Annotated in this window: 19 protein-coding genes and 3 pseudogenes; 13 read left to right on the forward strand and 9 right to left on the reverse strand. The window is 70.3% G+C overall.

Features of this window, described 5'->3' with window-relative positions:
- The first annotated feature begins 38 nt into the window (after positions 1–38).
- From U5640_RS37250 to U5640_RS37285, 8 genes are all read left to right on the forward strand, one after another.
- Positions 39–1145: a quinone-dependent dihydroorotate dehydrogenase gene (locus U5640_RS37250; RefSeq protein WP_340383031.1), complete on the forward strand. Its 1107-nt coding sequence runs from the start codon at positions 39–41 to the stop codon at positions 1143–1145.
- Positions 1142–1984, forward strand: coding sequence for an orotidine-5'-phosphate decarboxylase (gene pyrF / locus U5640_RS37255; protein WP_340383033.1), 843 nt, complete (start codon positions 1142–1144; stop codon positions 1982–1984). The genes U5640_RS37250 and pyrF overlap by 4 nt, the downstream gene beginning before the upstream one ends.
- A gap of 312 nt (positions 1985–2296) precedes the next feature.
- Positions 2297–2620 (forward strand): integration host factor, encoded by a 324-nt coding sequence (locus U5640_RS37260; RefSeq protein ID WP_003977346.1) that lies wholly within the window; start codon positions 2297–2299, stop codon positions 2618–2620.
- 60 nt (positions 2621–2680) lie between these two features.
- The gene (gene gmk / locus U5640_RS37265; RefSeq protein ID WP_340383146.1) at positions 2681–3238 is read left to right on the forward strand and encodes a guanylate kinase; all 558 of its coding nucleotides are present in this window, start codon (positions 2681–2683) and stop codon (positions 3236–3238) included.
- Positions 3239–3288: 50 nt separating this feature from the next.
- Positions 3289–3561 (forward strand): DNA-directed RNA polymerase subunit omega, encoded by a 273-nt coding sequence (gene rpoZ, locus U5640_RS37270; RefSeq protein WP_067250001.1) that lies wholly within the window; start codon positions 3289–3291, stop codon positions 3559–3561.
- Positions 3562–3704: 143 nt separating this feature from the next.
- Entirely contained in the window at positions 3705–4907 is a 1203-nt protein-coding gene (gene coaBC / locus U5640_RS37275; protein ID WP_340383148.1) for a bifunctional phosphopantothenoylcysteine decarboxylase/phosphopantothenate--cysteine ligase CoaBC, read from the forward strand.
- A 239-nt stretch (positions 4908–5146) separates the two neighbouring features.
- The gene (gene metK, locus U5640_RS37280) at positions 5147–6355 is read left to right on the forward strand and encodes a methionine adenosyltransferase (protein WP_067249997.1); all 1209 of its coding nucleotides are present in this window, start codon (positions 5147–5149) and stop codon (positions 6353–6355) included.
- 152 nt (positions 6356–6507) lie between these two features.
- Positions 6508–8661, forward strand: coding sequence for a primosomal protein N' (locus U5640_RS37285; protein ID WP_340383151.1), 2154 nt, complete (start codon positions 6508–6510; stop codon positions 8659–8661).
- Positions 8662–8804: 143 nt separating this feature from the next.
- Here the strand turns inward: U5640_RS37285 and U5640_RS37290 are convergent, their stop codons facing one another.
- On the reverse strand, positions 8805–9356 hold the full coding sequence (locus U5640_RS37290) for a hypothetical protein (protein ID WP_340383153.1): 552 nt from the start codon (positions 9354–9356) through the stop codon (positions 8805–8807).
- Positions 9357–9591: 235 nt separating this feature from the next.
- On the opposite strand from U5640_RS37290, the gene fmt reads away from it, so the two are divergent.
- Both fmt and U5640_RS37300 read left to right on the forward strand, forming a co-directional pair.
- Positions 9592–10524 carry a methionyl-tRNA formyltransferase gene (gene fmt / locus U5640_RS37295; protein ID WP_340383155.1) on the forward strand — a complete coding sequence of 311 codons (933 nt, stop codon included), beginning with the start codon at positions 9592–9594 and terminating at the stop codon, positions 10522–10524.
- 76 nt (positions 10525–10600) lie between these two features.
- Positions 10601–12028 carry a transcription antitermination factor NusB gene (locus tag U5640_RS37300; RefSeq protein WP_340383157.1) on the forward strand — a complete coding sequence of 476 codons (1428 nt, stop codon included), beginning with the start codon at positions 10601–10603 and terminating at the stop codon, positions 12026–12028.
- Between the two features lie 34 nt (positions 12029–12062).
- Here U5640_RS37300 and U5640_RS37305 read toward each other — a convergent pair.
- Together U5640_RS37305 and U5640_RS37310 are read right to left on the reverse strand one after the other, a co-directional pair.
- A pseudogene (locus tag U5640_RS37305) lies at positions 12063–12164 on the reverse strand (IS5/IS1182 family transposase); the annotation flags it as partial.
- Position 12165: 1 nt separating this feature from the next.
- Positions 12166–12297 (reverse strand): annotated as a pseudogene (locus U5640_RS37310) (AbfB domain-containing protein); the annotation flags it as partial.
- A 380-nt stretch (positions 12298–12677) separates the two neighbouring features.
- On the opposite strand from U5640_RS37310, the gene U5640_RS37315 reads away from it, so the two are divergent.
- The 3 genes and pseudogenes from U5640_RS37315 (at position 12678) to U5640_RS37325 (ending at position 15418) form a co-directional block, all read left to right on the forward strand.
- On the forward strand, positions 12678–13136 hold the full coding sequence (locus U5640_RS37315) for a hypothetical protein (RefSeq protein ID WP_340383159.1): 459 nt from the start codon (positions 12678–12680) through the stop codon (positions 13134–13136).
- A gap of 74 nt (positions 13137–13210) precedes the next feature.
- Positions 13211–15202 (forward strand): annotated as a pseudogene (locus tag U5640_RS37320) (S8 family serine peptidase); the annotation flags it as partial.
- 24 nt (positions 15203–15226) lie between these two features.
- On the forward strand, positions 15227–15418 hold the full coding sequence (locus U5640_RS37325) for a hypothetical protein (RefSeq protein ID WP_340383161.1): 192 nt from the start codon (positions 15227–15229) through the stop codon (positions 15416–15418).
- A gap of 829 nt (positions 15419–16247) precedes the next feature.
- Here the strand turns inward: U5640_RS37325 and U5640_RS37330 are convergent.
- The 6 genes from U5640_RS37330 to U5640_RS37355 all read right to left on the reverse strand — a co-directional run bounded on the left by U5640_RS37330 (position 16248) and on the right by U5640_RS37355 (position 23531).
- Complete coding sequence (locus tag U5640_RS37330) at positions 16248–17186, reverse strand: alpha/beta fold hydrolase (protein WP_340383163.1); 939 nt, start codon at positions 17184–17186, stop codon at positions 16248–16250.
- A 508-nt stretch (positions 17187–17694) separates the two neighbouring features.
- Positions 17695–18291 (reverse strand): TetR/AcrR family transcriptional regulator, encoded by a 597-nt coding sequence (locus U5640_RS37335; protein WP_340383165.1) that lies wholly within the window; start codon positions 18289–18291, stop codon positions 17695–17697.
- A 110-nt stretch (positions 18292–18401) separates the two neighbouring features.
- On the reverse strand, positions 18402–19232 hold the full coding sequence (locus tag U5640_RS37340) for an ABC transporter ATP-binding protein (protein ID WP_340385554.1): 831 nt from the start codon (positions 19230–19232) through the stop codon (positions 18402–18404).
- Between the two features lie 11 nt (positions 19233–19243).
- The gene (locus U5640_RS37345) at positions 19244–20989 is read right to left on the reverse strand and encodes a dipeptide/oligopeptide/nickel ABC transporter permease/ATP-binding protein (protein ID WP_340383167.1); all 1746 of its coding nucleotides are present in this window, start codon (positions 20987–20989) and stop codon (positions 19244–19246) included.
- Positions 20986–21927: an ABC transporter permease gene (locus U5640_RS37350; protein ID WP_340383169.1), complete on the reverse strand. Its 942-nt coding sequence runs from the start codon at positions 21925–21927 to the stop codon at positions 20986–20988. Before U5640_RS37350 ends, U5640_RS37345 begins: the two co-directional genes overlap by 4 nt.
- Positions 21928–21980: 53 nt before the next feature.
- A complete protein-coding gene (locus U5640_RS37355) occupies positions 21981–23531 on the reverse strand; it encodes an ABC transporter substrate-binding protein (protein ID WP_340383171.1) in 1551 nt (516 codons plus the stop codon).
- Positions 23532–23697 lie beyond the last annotated feature (166 nt).

Genomic DNA, 23697 nt, shown 5'->3' on the forward strand with positions numbered 1-23697 from the left:
GTGTCCCCCTCTTCATGAGGGCTCTTCATGAGGGAACCATGTACAAGATCTTCTTCAATCTCGTCTTCAAGCGGATGGACCCCGAGCAGGCGCACCACCTGGCCTTCCGCTGGATCCGGCTGGCCGTCCGCGTCCCCGTGCTGCGCACCTTCGTGGCCGCCGCCCTCGCGCCCCGCCACGAGGAGCTGCGCACCGAGGCGTTCGGACTGCGGATGCACGGCCCGTTCGGGCTCGCCGCGGGCTTCGACAAGAACGCCGTCGCGATCGACGGCATGTCGATGCTGGGCTTCGACCACGTCGAGATCGGCACGGTCACCGGGGAACCCCAGCCGGGCAACCCCAGGCAGCGGCTCTTCCGGCTCGTGCGGGACCGCGCACTCATCAACCGGATGGGCTTCAACAACGAGGGCTCGCTCGCCGTCGCCGCGCGCCTGGCGTCCCGTACGCCCGTCTTCCGCACGGTCGTGGGCGTCAACATCGGCAAGACCAAGGTCGTCCCCGAGGAGGAGGCCGTCGGCGACTACGTGAAGTCGACCGAGCGGCTCGCCCCGTACGCCGACTACCTCGTGGTCAACGTGTCCTCGCCCAACACACCCGGGCTGCGCAACCTCCAGGCGACCGAGGCGCTGCGGCCGCTGCTGAGCGCCGTGCGCGAGGCCGCCGACCGCACGGTCACCTCGCGGCGCGTCCCGCTGCTGGTGAAGATCGCCCCGGACCTCGCCGACGAGGACGTGGACGCGGTCGCCGACCTCGCGGTGGAGCTGGGCCTGGACGGGATCATCGCCACCAACACGACCATCGCGCGCGAAGGGCTCGGTCTGCGGTCCGACCCCGCGCTGGTCCAGGAGACCGGCGGCCTGTCCGGGGCCCCGCTCAAGGCCCGCTCCCTGGAGGTGCTCAGGCGGCTCTACGCGCGCGTGGGCGACCGGATCACCCTGGTGGGCGTCGGCGGCATCGAGACCGCCGAGGACGTCTGGCAGCGCATCCTGGCCGGTGCCACGCTGGTCCAGGGGTACAGCGCCTTCGTCTACGAGGGCCCTTTCTGGAGCCGCGCCCTTCACAAGGGGCTCGCCGCACGGCTGCGCACGAGCCCGTACGCCACCCTCGCCGACGCGGTCGGCGCCGACGTGAGGAAGCCCGCATGACCCTCGAACCCTTCGGCGCGCGCCTGCGCCGGGCGATGGACGAGCGGGGCCCCCTGTGCGTCGGGATCGACCCGCACCGCTCCCTCCTGGTCGAGTGGGGGCTCGACGACGACGTGGCCGGTCTGGAGCGGTTCAGCCGCACGGTCGTCGAGGCGGTCGCCGGCCGGGTCGCCGTGCTGAAGCCGCAGAGCGCGTTCTTCGAGCGGTTCGGCTCGCGCGGGGTCGCCGTCCTGGAGAAGTCGGTCCAGGAGGCGCGGGCCGCCGGCGCCCTGGTCGTCATGGACGCCAAGCGCGGGGACATCGGCTCGACCATGGCCGCCTACGCCGAGTCCTTCCTGCACAAGGACGCGCCCCTGTTCTCCGACGCGCTGACCGTCTCCCCGTACCTCGGCTACGGCTCGCTCGGCCCGGCCGTCGCCCTGGCCCGGGAGAACGGCGCCGGGCTGTTCGTCCTGGCGCTCACCTCCAACCCGGAGGGCGGCGAGGTGCAGCACGCGGTGCGTGCCGACGGCCGGGACGTCGGCGCGACCATGCTGGCGCACCTGGCCGTCGAGAACGCGGGTGAGGAACCCCTGGGCTCCTTCGGGGCGGTCGTCGGGGCGACCCTGGGCGACCTGTCGTCCTACGACCTCGCCGTCAACGGGCCGCTCCTGGCGCCCGGCGTGGGGGCCCAGGGGGCGACTCCGGCCGATCTTCCCCGGGTCTTCGGGAGCGTGCTGCGCAACGTCGTGCCGAACGTCAGCCGGGGAGTGTTGCGCCACGGTCCCGACGTGAGCGCGCTGCGTGACGCCGCGGACCGGTTCGCGGACGAGATCCGCGTCACGTTGGAGTCCTCCTGACGGCCGGTCCGGGGGCGTCTCAAACCTCCGACGAGTGCTTCGTGGCCGATTTGAGGCTGGATACATTCTCAAATCCGGGGCACTATGTCTGAAATATCCCGTCCTGACAGAGGCTGACCAGGACTTTTCCTCTGTTCTCGCTGACTCAGGCGGAGTTGGCCGCTAGTCTCCGAGCAGTGGGGGTCCCTCCCACGCTTTTGAAGCAGTGGGGGTGAACGGGCAGAGCGTGTTGCTCGTAGCTCCCTAGGTGTGGGGCGACTAGGTTCCTCACCGGTCCGTATCCGACAGTTCGACATCCGAGGTGACGTAGGCGTGGCTCTTCCGCCCCTTACCCCCGAACAGCGCGCAGCCGCGCTCGAAAAGGCCGCCGCGGCTCGCCGGGAGCGGGCCGAGGTCAAGAATCGACTCAAGCACTCCGGCGCCTCCCTGCACGAGGTCATCAAGCAGGGTCAGGAGAACGACGTCATCGGCAAGATGAAGGTCTCCGCCCTGCTCGAGTCCCTGCCGGGCGTGGGCAAGGTCCGTGCCAAGCAGATCATGGAGCGACTCGGCATCTCCGAGAGCCGCCGCGTACGCGGTCTCGGTTCCAACCAGATCGCCTCCCTGGAGCGTGAGTTCGGCAGCACCGGGTCCTGATCCCGGGTACTGCCGGGAAGGGAGTCCCGGGCACTCCGGGATTGCTGGAATAATCGCTGCATGAGTGAACGTCCGCGGCTGACCGTGCTCTCCGGCCCCTCCGGGGTCGGCAAGAGCACGGTCGTCGCCCATATGCGCAAGGAACACCCCGAGGTCTGGCTCTCGGTGTCGGCGACGACCCGGAAGCCCCGCCCCGGTGAGCAGCACGGGGTCCACTACTTCTTCGTCACCGACGACGAGATGGACAAGCTGATCGCCAACGGCGAACTCCTCGAGTGGGCCGAGTTCGCCGGCAACCGCTACGGGACGCCGCGAGGCGCCGTGCTGGAGCGGCTGGAGGCGGGCGAGCCCGTCCTCCTGGAGATCGACCTCCAGGGCGCCCGGCAGGTCCGGGAGTCCATGGCGGACGCCCAGCTGGTGTTCCTGGCTCCCCCCTCCTGGGAGGAGCTGGTGCGCAGACTCACCGGGCGGGGCACCGAGCCGCCCGAGGTCATCGAGCGACGGCTGGACGCCGCGAAGATCGAACTCGCGGCCGAGCCGGAGTTCGACGTGACCCTGGTCAACACCTCCGTCGAGGACGTGGCGCGTGAGCTGCTAGCCTTGATGGATGTCGTGTGATCGTGAAGGTCACACTCACTGATCCTTTCCCATCCATCGGAAGGTAGAGCGTGTCCTCTTCCATCTCCGCGCCCGAGGGCATCATCAACCCGCCGATCGACGAGCTCCTCGAGGCCACCGACTCGAAGTACAGCCTCGTGATCTACGCGGCCAAGCGTGCCCGCCAGATCAACGCGTACTACTCGCAGCTCGGCGAGGGCCTCCTCGAGTACGTCGGTCCGCTCGTCGACACCCACGTGCACGAGAAGCCGCTCTCGATCGCGCTCCGCGAGATCAACGCGGGTCTGCTGACGTCCGAGGCCGTGGCGGACCCCGCCCAGTAAGGCCGTCCCACGGACGCAGTAGTAGTACTTTCAGCTTGCAGCTGACTTTTCCACAGGCCCGGCAGTGCTCCTGCCGGGCCTGTGGTGTGTGATGGAGTCGTGCGCCGGAGCCGCGGCGCGCTTCCGAGGTCCGGGGAGAGACGGTGGACAAGCCCAAGGTCGTTCTGGGGGTCAGCGGCGGCATCGCCGCCTACAAGGCCTGTGAGCTGCTGCGAAGGCTCACGGAGTCCGGCCATGACGTACGGGTCGTGCCCACCGCCTCCGCCCTGCACTTCGTCGGCGCCGCCACCTGGTCGGCCCTCTCCGGCCACCCCGTCTCCACCGAGGTCTGGGACGACGTCCACGAGGTCCCGCACGTCCGCATCGGCCAGCACGCCGACCTGGTCGTGGTCGCCCCGGCCACCGCCGACCTGCTCGCCAAGGCCGCCCACGGCCTCGCCGACGACCTCCTCACCAACACCCTGCTCACCGCCCGCTGTCCGGTCGTCTTCGCCCCCGCGATGCACACCGAGATGTGGGAGCACCCCGCCACCCAGGAGAACGTGGCGACGCTGCGCCGCCGCGGCGCCGTCGTCGTCGAGCCTGCCGTCGGCCGGCTCACCGGTGTCGACACCGGCAAGGGGCGGCTGCCCGACCCCGCCGAGATCTTCGAGGTCTGCCGCCGTGTCCTGGCCCGGGGCGTGCGCGAGCCCGACCTCGCCGGCCGCCATGTCGTGGTCAGCGCCGGCGGTACCCGTGAGCCCCTCGACCCGGTCCGTTTCCTCGGCAACCGCTCGTCCGGCAAGCAGGGGTACGCCCTCGCCCGCACCGCCGCCGCCCGCGGCGCCCGGGTCACCCTGGTAGCGGCCAACACCGGGCTGCCCGACCCGGCGGGCGTGGACGTCGTCCAGGTCGGGACCGCCGTCCAGCTGAGGGAGGCCGTGCTCAAGGCGGCCGCCGACGCCGACGCGGTCGTGATGGCCGCCGCGGTGGCCGACTTCCGGCCCGAGACCTACGCCACCGGGAAAATCAAGAAGAAGGACGGACAGGATCCCGATCCGATCGTCCTCATACGTAATCCGGACATCCTCGCGGAGATCTCCGCCGACCGTGCCCGCCCCGGACAGGTGGTCGTCGGTTTCGCCGCCGAGACGGACGACGTGCTCGCCAACGGCCGCGCGAAACTCCGCCGCAAGGGGTGCGACCTGCTGGTCGTGAACGAGGTGGGGGAGCGCAGGACCTTCGGCTCCGAGGAGAACGAGGCCGTCGTCCTGGGGGCCGACGGCACCGAGACCCCGGTACCGCACGGACCCAAGGAGGCCTTGGCCGAAATCGTGTGGGACCTGGTGACGCCACGCCTGACCTGACTGTTTGATGCGCTCGCCGTTCCCTCGTACGCCGCTCGATTCGGGCGTGGCGACCCTGGCCAAGCACGCTCGGCATTCGGCAGAATGCCCGTGCCGCAGGTCACAGCGCTCCCGAGAGGCGAGACGGGTGGGCCGGTGGCCGGGCTCGACCGATAAACTGTCCCCGGACGACGCCGGGCGCAGCTCCCGTCGCGTCCGCCAATGATCAGCCAGCAGCCGCTGCAACCCCAGGGAGCGTTGTGTCCCGTCGCCTGTTCACTTCGGAGTCCGTGACCGAGGGTCACCCCGACAAGATCGCTGACCAGATCAGCGACACCATCCTCGACGCACTCCTGCGCGAGGACCCGACGTCCCGCGTCGCCGTCGAGACCCTGATCACGACCGGTCTGGTGCACGTGGCCGGAGAGGTCACCACCAAGGCCTACGCGCCGATCCCGCAGCTCGTCCGCGAGAAGATCCTCGAGATCGGCTACGACTCGTCCAAGAAGGGCTTCGACGGCGCCTCCTGCGGTGTCTCGGTGTCCATCGGCTCGCAGTCCCCGGACATCGCGCAGGGTGTGGACACGGCGTACGAGTCCCGGGTCGAGGGCGACGACGACGAGCTCGACAAGCAGGGCGCCGGTGACCAGGGCCTGATGTTCGGCTACGCCTCCGACGAGACGCCGACCCTGATGCCGCTCCCGATCTTCCTGGCGCACCGCCTGTCCAAGCGCCTCTCGGACGTCCGCAAGAACGGGACCATCCCCTACCTGCGCCCCGACGGCAAGACCCAGGTCACCATCGAGTACGACGGCGACAAGGCCGTCCGCCTCGACACGGTCGTCGTCTCCTCGCAGCACGCGAGCGACATCGACCTGGACTCCCTGCTGGCGCCCGACATCCGCGAGTTCGTCGTGGAGCCCGAGCTGAAGGCCCTCCTGGACGACGGCATCAAGCTCGACACCGAGAACTACCGGCTGCTGGTCAACCCGACCGGCCGCTTCGAGATCGGCGGCCCGATGGGCGACGCCGGCCTCACCGGCCGCAAGATCATCATCGACACCTACGGCGGCTTCGCCCGCCACGGTGGCGGCGCCTTCTCCGGCAAGGACCCGTCCAAGGTGGACCGCTCGGCGGCGTACGCGATGCGCTGGGTCGCCAAGAACGTGGTCGCCGCCGGTCTGGCCGCGCGCTGCGAGGTCCAGGTCGCCTACGCGATCGGCAAGGCCGAGCCGGTCGGTCTGTTCGTCGAGACCTTCGGCACCCACAAGGTCGAGACCGAGAAGATCGAGAAGGCCATCGACGAGGTCTTCGACCTGCGCCCGGCCGCGATCATCCGCGACCTCGACCTGCTGCGCCCGATCTACGCCCAGACCGCCGCCTACGGCCACTTCGGCCGTGAGCTGCCCGAGTTCACCTGGGAGAAGACCGACCGCGTCGAGGCGCTGCGCAAGGCCGCGGGGCTGTAGGACCGCACCTGCCCCACCTGCCGCATCAGGACTACACCGGCTCCCGGGTCCATCTCAGCGATGGACCCGGGAGCCGGTCCCGTTTCCGCGGGGGCAGCCGTCGGGGTCTCGGGGTGGGCGCGCTGTCAGTGGGGTGCGGTAAGAATGCAGGGGTGAGCAGCGAGAACGGGCCGGAGGCCGGAGGCGGGGAGGGCGCGCCGCCGGAGCAGCTCGCGCTGATCCGGGAGACCGTGCGCAGGGCCAGGGAGCCGCGGGCCAAGCCGCGGACCTGGCGGGGGGCCGCGCTGGCCGAGGAGCTGCCGGTCGCACGGGTGCTCGTCGACAAGGGCGTGCTCCACCTCGACCGGTACTTCGACTACGCCGTGCCCGCCGAACTGGACGCCGACGCCCAGCCGGGGGTGCGGGTACGGGTGCGGTTCGGCGCGGGCCGCGGCCGGGTGCGCGAGGGACGGCGCGAGGGCGGGGGACTCATCGACGGGTTCCTCGTCGAGCGGCTCGCCTCCTCCGACTACTCCGGGCCGCTCGCGGCCCTCGCCCAGGTCGTGTCGCCCGAGCCGGTGCTCGGTCCGGAGCTGCTGGGGCTGGCCCGAGCCGTCGCCGACCGCTACGCCGGGAGCCTCGCCGACGTGCTCCAGCTCGCCGTACCGCCGCGCAACGCACGCGCCGAACAGCGGCCCTCGCCCGCCCCGCTGCCCCCGCCCCCGGCGCCGGAGGCCGGATCCTGGACCCGGTACGAGCGGGGGGCCGCGTTCCTGGAGTCACTGGCCTCGGGCGGCGTGCCGCGCGCCGTGTGGAACGCGCTGCCCGGCCCCGGGTGGAGCGAGGAGCTGGCCCGGGCCGTCGCCGCGACGCTCGCCTCGGGGCGCGGGGCCCTGGTGGTCGTACCGGACGGGCGGGCCGCCGCCCGGGTCGACGCCGCCCTGACGGCCCTGCTGGGAGCGGGGCGGCACGCGCTGTTGCAGGCGGACGCCGGGCCGGAGAAGCGCTACCGGGAGTGGCTCGGCGTCCGGCGCGGGAGCGTACGGGCCGTGGTCGGGACCCGAGCCGCGATGTTCGCCCCTGTGCGCGACCTCGGGCTGGTGGCCCTCTGGGACGACGGGGACGACAGCCACAGCGAGCAGCACGCGCCGCAGCCGCACGCGCGCGAGGTGCTGTTGCTGCGCGCCGCGCAGGACCGGTGCGGGTTCCTGATGGGCGGCTGGAGCTGCACGGTCGAGGGCGCGCAGCTCGTCGAGAGCGGGTGGGCGCGGCCGCTGGTCGCCGCGCGGGAGCAGGTGCGGCAGGTCGCGCCGCTGGTGCGGACCGTGGGGGACCAGGACCTGGCGCGGGACGAGGCCGCGCGCGCCGCCCGGCTGCCGACCCTCGCCTGGCAGGCGGCCAGGGAGGGGCTGCGCCACGGGCCGGTGCTGGTCCAGGTGCCGCGGCGCGGTTACGTCCCCCGGATGGCGTGCGCGCAGTGCCGGGCCGCCGCGCGGTGCCGGCACTGCTCCGGGCCCTTGGAGGCACGGGACGGCGGGGCGCTGTGGTGCGGGTGGTGCGGACGGGAGGAGAGCGCGTGGCACTGCCCTGAGTGCGGGTCGTACCGGCTGCGGGCCCAGGTCGTGGGGGCGCGGCGGACCGCGGAGGAGCTGGGGCGGGCGTTCCCGGCCGTCCCGGTGCGCACGTCCGGGCGGGAGCACGTCCTCGACACGGTGCCCGGGGCGCCCGCGCTGGTGGTGAGCACCCCGGGGGCCGAGCCGGTGGCCGAGGGCGGGTACGCGGCGGCGCTGCTGCTCGACGGCTGGGCCGTGCTGGGCCGGCCCGATCTGCGCGCCGGGGAGGACGCGCTGCGGCGCTGGATCGCGGCCGCGGCGCTGGTCCGGCCGCAGGGGGAGGGCGGGACCGTGGTGGTCGTCGCCGAGCCGACGCTGCGGCCCGTGCAGGCGCTGGTGCGGTGGGATCCCGTGGGCCACGCGCTGCGGGAGCTCGCCGAGCGGGCCGAGCTGGGATTCCCGCCGGTGTCGCGGATGGCGTCGGTGGCGGGGACGGGGGAGGCGGTGGCCGCCTTCCTGGGGGCGGTCGAGCTGCCCGCCGAGGCGGAGGTGCTGGGGCCGGTCCCGTTGCCGGTCACCCCGCCGGGGCGGCCGCGGAGGCCGGGGGCGCCGCCCGCGGGGGAGCACTGGGAGCGGGTGCTGGTGCGGGTGCCTCCGGGGCGGGGCGCGGCGCTGGCGGGCGCGTTGAAGGCGGCTCAGGCCGCTCGGACGGCGCGGGGGGCGGAGGAGCCGGGCCGGGTGTGGGTACGGGTCGATCCCGCGGACATCGGGTGATGGGCAGCGGTGACCGGCAGTGGTGGCGGGCGCGGGGCTCGGCGCGCTGATGCCACCGGGCGAGCGAGCCCGGCGCGCTGCGGCCCCCTCACGCGCGGCTGCCCTCTCGGAAGGGGGTCGAGAGGGCAGGAGCGGTGAGGGCCTCAGCCGTTGCGCGGGCCGGGGAAGGCGGTCGGTCTCACCTCGTCGCGCAGGGCCGGGCTGCCCGCCGTCGGCTGGGTCGGCATGGAGCGGGCGGCGGGGACGGTGGGGACCGCCGGCAGGCCGGTGTTCACGCTGACCGTGCGGGGGCCGGCCGGCTCCGCCGGGGTGCGCTCGGCCTCGGCGGGTGCCTGCGCGGCCGCCGCGGCCCTGCGGGCGCCGTAACGGCGGTGGACCGCCTGCTTGGTGACTCCCAGCGCGGAGCCCACCGCGTCCCACGAGAAGCCGAGCGAGCGGTCGAAGTCCACCGCCGCGGTGACGAGGGTCTCCACGCTGTCGCGCAGTTCCTGGGCGAGACGGACCGTCGGGGCGGGGGCTCGTCCGTAGACGACGAAGCCCGTGGCGGGGCCGGAGCGGCGCGGGCGGTAGACGTTGCCCAGTTGGGCGGTGAGGGTGCGCAGCGCGTCCACCTGCCGGCGGACCCGCTCGATGTCCCGCACCAGCAAGTGCAGGCTGGCCCGGGCCTGGGCGTCGTGGGTTGCATGGTCGGCCATGAACAAGCCTCTCGAACCGGCGTTGGGGAGAAGGTCAACTCTTTCTTGACCAACGCGGGTGCGCTCCGCTGGTCACGGTGTGGGGGCGTATGGGCATATGCGGGCGCTCCCGGTGCCGGTCCGCGCCCCCTTCCTTCTCCCTCCCGCGCACCGGTGAGGGAGGTGGGGGCCGAGGGACGGGGTCCTAGACTTGTGCGTTGCCCGTGGTTGGTTTTGTCGAGAGGCCCGTCCCTTCATGAAGCTCGTCTTCGCCGGTACCCCCGAGGTCGCCGTTCCCGCCCTGGACGCCCTGATCGCCTCCGGGCGGCACGAGGTGGCCGCCGTGGTGACGCGGCCCGACGCGCAGGCCGGGCGGGGGCGCAGGCTGGTGGCCTCTCCCGTCGCCCAGCGGGCCGAGGAGGCGGGCATCGAGGTGCTGAAGCCCGCCCGGCCCCGGGACCCGGAGTTCCTGGAGCGGCTGCGGGAGATCGCGCCGGACTGCTGCCCCGTCGTCGCCTACGGGGCCCTGCTGCCCAAGGCGGCGCTCGACATCCCGGCCCACGGCTGGGTCAACCTGCACTTCTCGCTGCTCCCCGCCTGGCGCGGCGCCGCACCGGTGCAGCACGCGGTGATGGCGGGGGACGAGATCACCGGGGCGTCCACCTTCCTGATCGAGGAGGGGCTGGACTCCGGCCCCGTCTACGGGACCGTCACCGAGGCGGTGCGGGCCACCGACACCAGCGGGGACCTGCTGACCCGCCTCGCCTTCGCGGGCGCGGGACTGCTCGCGGCCACCATGGACGGCATCGAGGACGGCAGCCTGAAGGCCGTGCCGCAGCCGGCGGACGGGATCACCCTCGCCCCCAAGATCACCGTCGAGGACGCGCAGATCGACTGGGCCGCCCCCGCGCTGCGGGTGGACCGTGTCGTGCGCGGGTGCACGCCGGCCCCCGGCGCCTGGACGACGTTCCGGGGTGAGCGGCTCAAGCTCATCCATGTGCAGCCGGTTCCCGGGCGGGACGACCTCGCTCCCGGTGCGCTGGCCGTCGGCAAGAACAGCGTCCACGTGGGGACGGGGTCGTACGCCGTGGAGCTGCTGTGGGTCCAGGCCCAGGGCAAGAAGCCGATGCGGGCCGCCGACTGGGCGCGCGGGGTGCGCATCGGCGAGGGCGAACGGGTCGGGGCGTAACGCTCCTGCGCCGGTCCGGTGTGCACGTCGTACGCTGGACGCCCCCTTCCTTCCCGCAATCCGGAGCACCTTTTTCGTGAGCGACCAGTCCCCCCGTCCCCGCAAGCCCGCCCGGCCCTATCGCCGGCCCCAGAAGGACCCGGTCCGCATGCTCGCCTTCGAGGCGCTGCGGGCCGTGGACGAGCGGGACGCCTACGCCAACCTGGTGCTGCCGCCGCTGTTGCGCAAGGCGCGGGAGAAGGAGGGGCCCGACACGTTCGACACGCGCGACGCGGCGCTCGCCACCGAGCTGGTGTACGGCACGCTGCGGCGGCAGGGGACGTACGACGCCGTCATCGCCGCCTGTGTGGACCGGCCGCTCCGGGACGTCGACCCCCCGGTGCTCGACGTCCTCAGCCTCGGCGCGCACCAGCTGCTCGGGACGCGGATCCCGACGCACGCCGCGGTGTCCTCCGCGGTCGAGCTGGCGCGGGTGGTGCTCGGGGACGGGCGGGCCAAGTTCGTCAACGCCGTGCTGCGGAAGATCGCCCAGCACGATCTCGACGGCTGGCTGGAGCGGGTCGCCCCGCCGTACGACGACGATCCCGAGGAGCATCTCGCGGTCGTGCACGCGCATCCCCGCTGGGTCGTCTCCGCGCTGTGGGACTCGCTCGGCGGCGGGCGGGCCGGGATCGAGGAGCTGCTCGAAGCCGACAACGAGCGGCCCGAGGTCACCCTGGTCGCCCGGCCCGGGCGGGCCACGCCCGAGGAACTGCTCCGAGAACAGGCCGCCGTACCGGGGCGCTGGTCGCCGTACGCCGTCCGGCTCACCGAGGGCGGGGAGCCCGGGGCCGTCGACGCCGTACGGGAGGGGCGTGCGGGCGTGCAGGACGAGGGGAGCCAGCTCGTCGCGCTCGCCCTCGCCGCCGCGCCCGTGGAGGGCCGGGACGAGAGGTGGCTCGACGGGTGCGCCGGGCCCGGTGGCAAGGCCGCGCTGCTCGCCGCCCTGGCCGCCGAGCGCGGGGCCGTGCTGCTCGCCTCCGAGAAGCAGCCGCACCGGGCGGGGCTCGTGGCCAAGGCGCTGCACGGCAATCCGGGGCCCTATCAGGTCATCGCCGCGGACGGCCTCCGGCCGCCGTGGCGGCCCGGCTCCTTCGACCGGGTGCTGATGGACGTGCCGTGCACCGGCCTGGGCGCCCTGCGGCGGCGGCCCGAGGCCCGCTGGCGGCGCCGGCCCGAGGACCTCGAAGGATTCGCGCCGTTGCAGCGCGGGCTGCTGCGGACCGCGCTGGAGGCCGTGCGGGTCGGCGGCGTCGTCGGCTACGCCACCTGCTCACCGCATCTCGCGGAGACCCGGGCGGTCGTCGCCGACGTGCTCAAGCAGTTCCCGCAGACCGACCTCGTCGACGCGCGGCCGCTGCTGCCGGGCGTACCGGCGCTGGGCGACGGTCCCGACATCCAGCTGTGGCCGCATGTGCACGGCACCGACGCCATGTACCTGGCGCTCATCCGCCGGACCGGTTGATCACGGCTGTGTCACGTGATGCCGCTCCAGGGACCCGGTTGACGCGGCGGGCCCGAGCCGCGCTCAGGTCGTGAGCGCGGCCGGGCAACGTGGGCGAGATCCACAACGGCCGTCCCGCCGGGTTCGGCACCGTCCGCTCAGTACCAGACGGAGAACGGGGCGTCGGCCCTGCCGACCGCGGTGGTGATCGGGTCGATGCGCAGCACGTAGTCGTAGTGCCGGATGTAGCGGTCGGGGTAGTTGTGAGAGCGGAACGACGACCAGGACGGGTCGGCGAGTGCGTCGTCGCCGGCCGGGTGCGCGGCAACGGTGTTCCTGAGCGTGACCGAGCGCGGCTACTACCGGTGCCACCAGGGCGAGAGTCTGTCCGGGATGTGTGGGAAATTCCGTCGCCGCAGGTCAGGCCTGATGGTGTGCGACGCCCCCAAACGCGGCAGCCCCGAATCCCAAACGCCTTTGCAGCGTTTTCGCAGCTCATGACGTGTGTGCAGGGTGCAGTGCAGTGCCCGAATTCGGTGCAACCTGTGCACGCCGGCGGGGAAGGCAGGCCACGGCGCGCGGCACACAGTTGGCACAGTCGGAGTGAACCCGTCACCCATGGGACGGCCCTCAAATTGCTACTTGAGTAGCTAGACGACAGCCTGACGGCATGGCAACCTCCCACGCCCCGTCGGCCGCCGACCGCCGCGTCCTCCTGCTCCTCCTGGACGACCAGGATCGCCTGATGCTGTGCGGCGGATGCTGCGGCGGCTGGACGGTCCCGCAGACACTTCTCACCGCCGACGCCGATTTCAAGGACGGGGCCGCTCAGTATCTCGCCGAGCGATTTCATATCTCGAACCCGCGCTTCGGATCCATCCATGGAGTTCACGAAACGCGGGAGGACGACTGCTGGGAACACGACCAGCGAACCGTTTCCAGCGTTTTCATCGTGCGGATCAGCGCGAAAGAGTCGGAATCGTTTCAGGGGATGTCTCCGTCACACACCCGATGGAAAATCAGCGAGCTGAGAACTCGCCACCGCGATGTCTCACCTGAAGGCGTGGCCCTTCTGGCTTCCGGATACGTGGAAGGTTGGCTTCCCGACGGCCCTATTTCGCTCTACTGACCTGGAGTCCCCATGTCTCTGCACGCAATTGAGATCATCCTGACTCGAACCGTACGCGGGGTCGAACTGAAGGCCGCGCGTCGGATCAGTGGCATGCCGATGGCATCGTCGCACGACGGAAAGAGCATCGCCGTTCTCGTATCTGCACGCTGTCGATCGGCGGCCTGCCCCTGCTGAACGACGGCAGCAGCGCCACCGCCGAGCTGTACACCCGCCTGATCGACACCGACGGCGTCCAGCTCGTCATCTCCGCCGGCAACGACGGCCCCGGCGCCAACACCATCGGCGACCCGGGCCTGGCCGACAAGGTCGTCTCGGTGGGCGCCGGTATCTCCAAGGAGACCCTCGCCGCCAACTACGGTTCCGCCGTCGCGAACAAGTACCAGCTGTTCAGCTGGTCCTCGCGCGGCCCGCGTGAGGACGGCGGCTTCACCCCGACCCTCGTGGCCCCCGGCGCCGCGGTCAGCACGTTCCCGGCCTGGATGCCCAGCGCGATGGACGGCGCCCCCGGCTGGGAGCTGCCCCCCGGCTACGCCATGTGGAACGGCACCTCGATGGCGTCCCCGCAGGCGGCGGGCGCGAGCGCGCTGCTGCTGAGCGCCGCGAAGCAGCAGGGCCTCGCCCTCACGCCCGTGAAACTGCGCACCGCTCTGACCTCGACCGCCCGGCACATCAAGGGAGTTCAGGCGTACGAGGAGGGTGCCGGCCGCATCGACGTCGTCGGCGCCTGGAAGGCGGTCAAGGCGGGCGCGACCGCCCACGACTACACGGTGAAGGCCCCGGTCGTCACCGCGCTCGACCAGCAGCTGAAGACGCCGGGCTTCGGCACGGGCGTCTACGACCGCGAGGGCGGCCTGAAGGCCGGGCAGAAGAAGACGTACGACATCACCCTCACCCGTACGTCCGGGCCGTCCGGTTCGCTCCCGCACATCCTGCGTCTGGTGAACAACAAGACGAACACCTTCTCGATCGTCGGCCCCCGCATGGTGAACCTGCCGCTGAACCAGCCGGTGACGGTGAAGGTGCAGGCCGCTCCGAAGGAGGCGGGCATCAAGAGCGCGATCCTTCAGGCCGACGACCCGAGGACGCCGGGCGTCGACAAGCAGATCCTGAACACCGTCGTGGTCTCCACGCCCCTCCGCTACACCTTCACCGCCCCGGGCTCGGTGCAGCGCAACAACTACCGGTCGTACTTCGTGAGCGTCCCGGAGGGCGCGAAGACGCTTCAGGTCACGTTCGGCGGGCTGCAGGAGGGCAGCCCGACGCGGATCAGGGGCGTCAACCCGTACGGTGTCCCCGTTCCCGACGACGACCCGCAGACGAAGGACATCGCCGCGTACGCGGACCCGATGCCCGGCGTCTGGGAGATCACGATCGAAACGGGCTCGAAGACGGCGCTGCTCGACACCCCGTACCAGCTGGCCGTCTCCGCGTTCGCCGCCTCCTTCGACCCGGCACGGGTGACCGTGCCGGAGGCCAAGGTCGGCACCCCGTTCGACGCCTCCTGGACGGTGACCAACACGATGGAGGCCGTCGACGGCGCCCTGAAGGGCGGCACGCTCGGCTCGTCGAAGACCGAGCGGCCGACCATCAAGAATGGCGAGACGCAGAAGCGCACGATCGAGGTGCCCGAGGGCGCTACGTCGCTGGACGTCGCCATCGGCAAGGTCTCCGACGCGAAGGCCGACCTCGACCTGACGGTCTACGACGCCCAGGGCAAGGTCGTCGGCCAATCCGCGGACAGTGACTCCGAGGAGGCCGTCTCCCTCGCGAACCCGGCCGCCGGTACGTACACCGTCGAGGTGGCCGGATACGCCGTACCGTCGGGCTCGACCGCCTACGACTACCGGGATGTGTTCTTCTCCCCCGCCCTCGGCAAGGTCGCCGTGGACGAGTCGACGCCGGTGAAGCTCGGCACGGGCGACTCAGCGAAGGTGCCGGCGACCGTCACCGTCACGAGTACTGTGGCCGAAGGCCGCGAACTCGTCGGTGAAGTACAGCTGTTGAACACGCGCGGCACGACCGTGGGCGTGGGCGACGTGACCATCGAGAAGGTCACGCAGTAAGCCGTAACGACACGGTAGGGGCGGGTGTCCGGTTGCTCGGGCACCCGCCCCGATGCGATGTACGCCGCCCTCGTCACCGCCGACCGCCACGAGCGGTGCGCCCCCGGAGCCTCCGTGGATCTGTCGGCGCTGCTCGACCATGGTGTCAGCCTGCGCTCCCGTGGCGGTGCGGGTGCCGCGACGCTGGGCAAGACGGTGCCCTGCTCACCAGCATGAGTGCCGGAGTGCTCCGGTGCACCGCCCCCCTCCCGGCTGTCTGTCCACGTGGTCAGGAGCCCGACACGACGTTCCCGAACATGCTCTTGTCCCCTCTGCCTTTCGGCATCAGGTAAGTCATTGGCCCAGGAACCCCCTTCCGAGTTCCTCCCGACTTGGCCGGGGATACAAACAGAGCGCCTCGTGGCGCACAACGTCCGCTCTACCACCCAACGCCGCGGGACCACCGTGAAGAGGGGCACTGCCGGAGGCGATGCCCCCACCTGAGTCCAGGTCGAGCGGAATCCTCCGTCGCGGCGCTGTACGACCTCCACGGTGATGCCGGTGGTCTCCCGGGCCCAGGCGTGGAAGTCGGCGCCGCGGTACCCCTGGTCCGCCCACACGTGCCGCAGACGCGACAAGGCATCGACAGCCCGGGAGAACAGCACCACGGCGCCGTCGCGATCGCCGACGCTCGCCGGGCTCACACAAGCCACCAGGACAGTGCCGCGGGTATCGACGAGCAGGTGGCGCTTGATGCTCGCTGACCTTCTTGCCACCGTCGTACCCGTGCAGGCCACCGCGCTCACTGGCCCGTACGCTCTGACTGTCCACGATGGCCGCGCTGGGTGTGGGATCACGGCCGAGTTGCACCCGCTCGCGCTCGCGCAGCGCCGTCAACATCCGCTCCCACACACCTGCTTGCTGCCATCGCCGCCAGTAGTGGTAGACGGTCTGCCACGGCGGCAGGTCATGCGGCAACAGCCTCCAGGCACAGCCGGCCCGCAGCCAGGACGCCAACGCGTTGAGGATCTCCCGCCGGGTATGTCTCGCCGGTCGTCCACCGGGCTTAACCGCCGGAACCAGCGGACAGAGGATCTCCCACTCCGGATCGGACAGATGCGGTCGGTCGCGCGTGTTGATGGACATGATCGGCGATCAGCTGGGCCAGGTGAGCGCGGATAGGCCCGGCAAGCCAGTGCCCCATGGCCTCGATGCGTACCAGACGGGCCCCGGGGACGAGTTCGGCGATGCGTAGCCCGTTTTCCGGTGGGATCCATCGGTCCTGTGTTCCGTGAATGACCAAGGTGGGTGTACGCAGCCGTGGCAGGATCGCTTCTCGGCTTCCCGACGCAAGCACGGCGGCGAGCTGGCGGTTGGCGCCGGTCGGGTCGGGGTTGCGCCTGTGGGCGCGGAGCAAGATGTCACGTGCCTCGGCCTCGTCGAACGGCAAGCCGTCTCCCGCGCAACTGCGAGCCACTGTCAGGTGGAACTCCAGGTGTTGATCCAGATCGACCGGGTCGTCACCAAGGGCGGTGAGCAGGGCGGTGACCTCCGGATCCGGGTCTGGAGGGCCCGGGGACGAGGACAGGGAGATCAGCGAGCGCACGCGGGTGGGATGCAGCGCTGCCAGCGTTTGGGCGATCATGCCTCCCATGGAGAATCCGCAGACGTGTGCGGAGGACAGTCCCAGGTGCTGGAGCAGGCCGACGACGTCGTCGGCCATGTCCGAGAGCAGGTAGGGGACGGTAGGCGTGTCTCCGACGGCCAGGGCACTGGTCAACGCTTCCAGGTCGGGCGTGTACTCATGGAACATCGTCGACAGACCGGTGTCGCGGTTGTCGAAGGTGATGACCTGCAACCGGTGTTCGGTGAGTGCGGTGAGGAAGTCCCTCGGCCAGGCCACCAACTGCTCCCCGAGTCCGTTGATGAGGACGAGTGGCGGATCTGCGGGATCACCGAGTACGTGGTGTTCGAGGGCGACATCCCTGAGCTGTGCCCGGCTCATCGCATGGTCCTTCCGGCCGTGGCCGAAGGCCCGGGGGAGGTTGCGGGCCCTGCGGTGGACGTGGCGCCTTCACTCGGGGCCGTCGGCGTGTCGGCTGACGCGCCGAGTGGGTTGACTGTCATCGGTTCTTCCCTTGTGACTCATCGGATGGCTGCCACCGGTCATGTGGCGAGGAGGAGGAGGAACTATGCGCAGGTGGAAGCGTGGGTGGGCCGGCAGCCAGGTCCCTGCCGGTCCGACAGATCGCGCAGGAACCGCAGCAAACAGAGGTGGCCAGTTGGGCGGGCGAGATGCCGGGGCGCCTGTCGCGCGGGTACCACATCGCTCTAGTGCCGCCGAGGTTGCCCGTCCGCGTGGCCTGCTTGCTCATGGCGAGATCTGCTCACCGGAACGGTTCGGAGCGGCAACGGAGACCTCGGCGACTGCATCGGCCTTTGGAACAGCCCGAGCATGGCCCTTGATCATGCTTCCCCACCCGTGGAAACCAAGATCCTCGACAGTGTGGAGCTCACGGGCGAGCAGCCTCGCACAAGAGCCGCAGCTGTCTGATGACGGCCACCGGGTTCACCGTCTCCGGGCTGAGGAGCCATTGGTTCTCCGCGCCCTCGGCGACGGCCAGAACGAGCGCCGCGAAAGCCTCCGGGTCGGTGTCCGCGCGGAGTTCCCCGGCTACGAGCGATCGTCGCACGGCGTCAGCCATCACGGCCCGCAGTGCCGAGTACCGCTGGGCCACCCACTCCTTGGCCGGATGCTCCTCACCCGACGCCTCCGCTGTGAGGATGTGCGCCAGCTGGACCATCGCCCGGTTCTCGAGCACGTGGGCCGTGAGCTCCTCCATGTCCTCCAGTAGTTGCAGCAACGTCCGATCGGTTCCAGGCTGGAGCACATGCAGCTTGGTGTCCCGCTGCTCCATCAGCGCCAGCAGGACGGCTTGCTTGTTCGGGTAGTAGTGCAGCAGACCGGCCCGCGTCAGCCCGGACGCCTCCGCGATGTCGTTCAGGCTGCCGGCGCGGAATCCCCGCGCGGAGAACACCCCCAGCGCCGCCTTGAGGATGCGTTCACGCCCATTGCCGGAACCGCTGCGGTTGCGGCCGTTGCTGATCATTTCGCTCCAAGGGTCGGACCTGATCAAAGGATCTGATCAAAGAGAAGTGTGCAGGGTGCAGGACCGGTCTGTGGTGTGGATGGTCTTCCTCTGCCATGGCACCCGCACCCTCAGGTGCGCGGCCGGGCGAGTCGGCGTTCGCGCTGAAGTACCGGATCGGCCACGAGTGCGGCCATCCGCAGGCGCTGGGTGTACGGGTGTTGCGGCCGGTCACAGACCTGGTCGGCGTCGCCCTCCTCGACGACCTCGCCGTGCAGCAGTACCGCGATCCGATGGCTCATTCTGTGTACGACCGCCAGGTCGTGGCTGATGAAAAGGTAAGCGCAACCGGTGGTCTGCTGGATTTCGAGGAACAGGTCGAGCACTGTCGACTGGGTGGACAGGTCCAGTGCGCTGGTGGGTTCGTCGCAGATGATCAGCTTGGGCTGCAGGGCGAGCGCCCGCGCGATGGCGATGCGCTGTCGCTGGCCGCCGGAGAACTCCCTCGCCAGCCGCTGCCCGGCGTCGGCGGGCAGGCCGACCCGGTCCAGCAGCCGGCGCACTCGGTCGCGGCCTGCCTGCCGGCCCTGCCCGAGCAGTGGTTCGGTCAGGATCTCCTCGATGGTCATGGACGGGTTGAGCGAGGAGTAGGGGTCCTGGAAGACGACCTGGATGTCCTGGGCGGTGCGGCGGCGCTCCGTGGCGCTCAGCGCGGTCAGTTCGACACCGTCCAGCCTGATCGATCCGCCGGTCACCGGCGCCAGGCCGAGGGCGGCGCGGCCGACCGTGGTCTTGCCGGAGCCAGACTCGCCCACCAGACCGAGAGTTTCCCCGGGCCGGATGTGCAGGGAGATCCCCTTGAGCACCTCGGCGGGCCGGGACCGCCATCCCCGCCCCGGGTAGGCGACTCGCAGGCCCGAGATGCACAGCAGCGAGTCGTCGTTCACGCCGGTCTCGTTCATACCGATCTCGTTCACGCCGGCCTCGTCCAGGGCTCGCGGACGACGGAGCCGTCCAATATCGAATCGAACAGCATCCGCGTGCACGCCTCCCGTGGTCCCCTGAAAAGGCCCAGGGTGTCATTGGTCTCCACGACGGCTCCCTGGCTCATCACACTGACGCGGTCACAGATGTCGGCGACGACACCGAAGTTGTGCGTCACCATCAGCACGGCCATGCCGCGTTCCTGCTGGAGAGCGCGCAGCAGGTCGAGTACTTCGGCCTGCACGGTGACGTCCAGGGCGGTGGTGGGTTCGTCCGCGATGATCAGGTCCGGTTCGGCAGCGACGGCACCGGCGATCAGCACGCGTTGCGCCATGCCGCCGGAGATCTGGTGAGGATAGGAGTCGAAGACCCGCCCGGGGTCCTTGATGCCGACCAGGCCGAGCAGTTCGGTGAGGTCCCGGCGGGCCGCGGCCTTGCCGATGTCCTTGACGGCTCGCAGGCCGTGGCTGAGCTGCACGCCGACGGTGAACGACGGGTCGAGGTTGGTCATCGGCTCCTGTGGCACATATCCGATGCGCCTGCCGCGCACCTCTCGTAGGACTTTCCTGTCGCGTAGGTCCAGGCCGTCGAATGTGATGGCACCTCCGAGGACGAGCGCTTCGCGCGGAAGAATGTCGAGGACCGAGAAGGCGATCTGCGACTTGCCCGACCCAGACTCTCCCACGAGGCCGAGAACCTCGCCGCGGTGCACATCGAGGCTGACACCGTGGACGACGGTCTTCAGCTGTCCGTCCTTGGTGGGATAGCCGACGACGAGGTCACGCACGCTCAGCAGCGCGTTGGCGGCTTCGGGTTCGGCGCTCCTCATGGGGATGGCAGAGGCAGCAGAGGTGGTGCGGTCGGCCCGCAGCCGCGCGCTTTCCTTCGGCGTGAGTGGTTTGGCCTGGGTCGACGCGGTCTGCAGGGCGTCGCGCAGGGCGTTGCCGAGCAGCACCAGGCACAGCGTGGTCACGGTGATCAACAGAGCGGGCCAGACGACGTTGAGGCGGGCGATGTACATGTTGTTGAACGCGTCCTGAAGCATGCCGCCCCACGAGGGCGAGGTCGCGTCGCCGAGACCCAGGAACTCCAGGGCGGCCTGGATGGCGATGCCCGCGCTGAGGATGAACGAGCTTTGCACGACGACCGGCGCGAGAACCGCGCGCAGTACATGGCGGGACATGATCCGCACGTCCGACAGCCCCGCCACCTTCGCCGCGTCCACGTACAGCTCCCGCCGTACCCCTACCACCAGGCTGCGCACCAGCCGGTAGTAGGACGGAGCGATCAGTACGCCGAAGACCGCCATCGCGGTCAGGGCCGAGGGTCCGATGACGGGGTAGAGCGCGAGCAGCAGTACGAGGCCGGGAAGGGCCATGATCGTGTTGGAGACCCAGGAACTGACTGTGCCGAACCACCCGCCGAAGTAGCCCGCGACAAGTCCCGCGCTGACTCCGAGCGCCAGCGACACCAGCAGCATCAGCGACGATGCCGTGAGCGTGCCGAGTGTTGCGTGCATCAGCCGGGACAGCACGTCTCTGCCGGACTGGTCGCCGCCGAGCAGGTAACCGCCGGTCAGCGGAGGCGCGTTGGTCAGCTCCAGTTGTGCCGTGTTGGGATCGTGCGGGGCGAGGACGGGGGAGAGCAGACCGAACAGCACGATCAGCAGGAGGACCGCGAAACTCAGCAGTCCCAGCGGATCGCGCAGCAGGCGCTTGGCTGTTGTGACCGTCATGACAGGCGTGCCTTCGGGTTGAGCCAGCCGACCAGCAGGTCGATGGTGATGTTGACGACGAGCACGATGACGATGCTGAACAGCACCGATCCCATGACCGCCGGGATGTCGCCCTGGAGGGCGGAGTCGTTGGTGAGCAGTCCCATCCCTGGGAGTGCGAACACCCGCTCGATGATGATGACGCCGCCCATCAGGGCGACCGTCTGCAGGGAGAGGGTCGCCATGCCCGGGCCGGCGGCGTTGCGCAGCACATGACGGTAGATCACCGCCCGCTCGGGGATGCCGCGGGAGCGCAGCGTACGGACGAAGTCCTTGTCCAGGACGTCGATGACGGCTCCGCGGAACTGCTGGGCGGTGCCGGCGACCGAACCGATCAGCCCCGCCAGGATGGGCAGTACCAGGGAGTGGGCCCAGCCCACCGGGTCGGCGTCGGGTGAGACGTATCCGGTGGCGGGGAACAGCTTCAGGCTGACCGCGAAGGAGGAGACCAGCACGATCGCGACCACGAAGTTCGGAATCGCGGCACCTGCGGCACCCGTCACCTGCAGGAAGCGATCGAGACGGCCACCGCGTAGGGCGGCGGCGACCCCGACAACTGCGCTTAGGGCCATGGTGAGGAGCAGGGTCGGCAGGATGATCGCCAAGGTGACGGGGACCCGGTTGGCCAGCATGTTCGTCACCGGCTCGCCGGTGAACCAGCTCGCGCCCAGATCGCCGTGCAGCAGCCCTCCCAGCCATTTGCCGTACTGGAGGGCGACGGGCTGGTCGAGACCGAGTTCGGTGACTTTCGCTCTCACCTGGTCCTGGGTCGCGCTCTGGCCGAGGACGCGCCGGGCGATACCGGGACCGTCGCTGAAAACCGTGGCGTAGGTGACTGCGGTCACGAAGATTGTGAGGACGATGCCGGACAGCACCTCCCGCACGACGAACCTGAGCATGGTTGCTCCCCTTCCGAAGCGCTCGGACTCTCTGTCAAGTGCCGGAACAAACGTCAGGACAGCGGCTTGAAGCTCTGCAGGTACGGGACGACGCTGCCGAGATACGGTTGTGCGGAGGTGCGCTTGTCCATGCCGAAGAAGTCGGTCGGCAGGACCCACGGACAGAACCAGGCCTGCTCGATCAGGAACTTGTTGATCGCCCGGGCGTTCTCGGCCGCTGCGGCGCCGTCCAGGGCCTGCGCCTTGTCGAGCAGGGGCTGCAGTTCGGGGTCGGAGGCGTGGTTGACGTTCCAGACCGCCTCGGGCACCACGATCTGGTCGATGTCCCACAGGGGTGTGCGCGACTCGATGAACATGACGAAGATCGGGTACTTGCCGCTGAACAGTTCGGTGAACATCTGGTTGGCGGCGATCTTGATCTGCTTGACCTTGATGCCCAGCAGACCGAGCTGCTGCACGATGATCGGTGTGAAGGACTCGAACCCGGGGATCACGGGGAAGTCGAAGGTGAAGCCGTCTGCGTAGCCGGCCTTCTTCATCAGCTTCTTCGCCCCCGCGACGTCGTAGGCGTAGTAGTCGAGCTTGTCGGCCAGATACGCCTCGCTGCCCTCGTGGAATATCTGGTTGGTGACCTTGCCCTGGCCTTGGAAGAAGGCCTTCAGGATCGCCTCGCGGTCGAAGACCATGTTGATGGCCTGGCGCACCTCTACGTGCTTCAGCGCGGGAATGACCTTGCCGTGGGGGTCGCTGAGCCACAGACCGGCCCAGTTGACCTGGTCCTTCTGCAACACCAGTCCGGCGCTGGCAGCCTCCGCCATGGTCTGCGAGGTGAGCGGGGCACCGTTGATCTGCCCCGACTTGAGGGCGTTGAGGCGCGCGGTGATGTCGGGCATCTCCCGCAGGACGACCTTGTCGTAGGGGTACGCGGCCTTGTTCCAGTAGTGCTCATTGCGCACGAAGGTGTAGGTCGATCCCATGGTGGTGGCCGCCGTGTCCAGCTTGTAGGGGCCGGAGCCGACCGGTGTGGTGTCACGGTTCTTCGCCTTGTGCGACGCCGGGCTGGACAGGATGCCCGGAGCCAGACAGAGGAATGTCGGCAGCAGGCCCTTGGGCTTCGGCGTGGTGAGCACGACCATGGAGGCGTCCTTGACGGTGACCGTGACATCTTCCAGTCGGCCGGCATCGGGACCGCCGCCGTTCTTCATGTGCTCCAGCGAAGCCTTGACCGCTGCGGCGTCCACCGGTGTGCCGTCGGTGAACTTCATCCCGGAGCGGATGGTGAGCGTCAACCGGGTCTTGTCGTCGTTGAAGCGGTAGCTCTCGGCCGCGTTGGGGGAGACGCTCCCGTCTGCCTCGTACCTGAGCAGGGTGTCGAAGCACGCCTGCCAGGGCAGCACGCCCGAGAAGCCGCTCACCTGCTGGGCCGGGTCGAACGAACCGTATGCGACGTCGAGCGCCAGTGTCAGCGTCTTCGCCGTGCCCGCGCCGCCCGTGCCGGTTCCCGGGCCGACGCTGGTGCAGGCGGTCGCCGATTCCGCGAGCAGGGCTCCGAAGCCGAGCCCCATCATGCCTTTGCCGAACGCGCGGCGATCCATGCCCACCATGAAATTCTCCTTTGCATTGCGAAACGAATCGGAAGGTGGAGGGGGTAGACCGGCCGGGCAGGACGGCAGCGCGAGCCGTCGGCTGTCGCCGGGATGTGGCCACGCCGGTGCCCGAGGCACCGCAGGGCAGTTCCGGTCGCGGTTTGGATACCCGGCGTCGGCCGCG

This window comes from Streptomyces sp. SS7, from assembly GCF_037993025.1.
Taxonomy (GTDB): Bacteria; Actinomycetota; Actinomycetes; order Streptomycetales; family Streptomycetaceae; genus Streptomyces.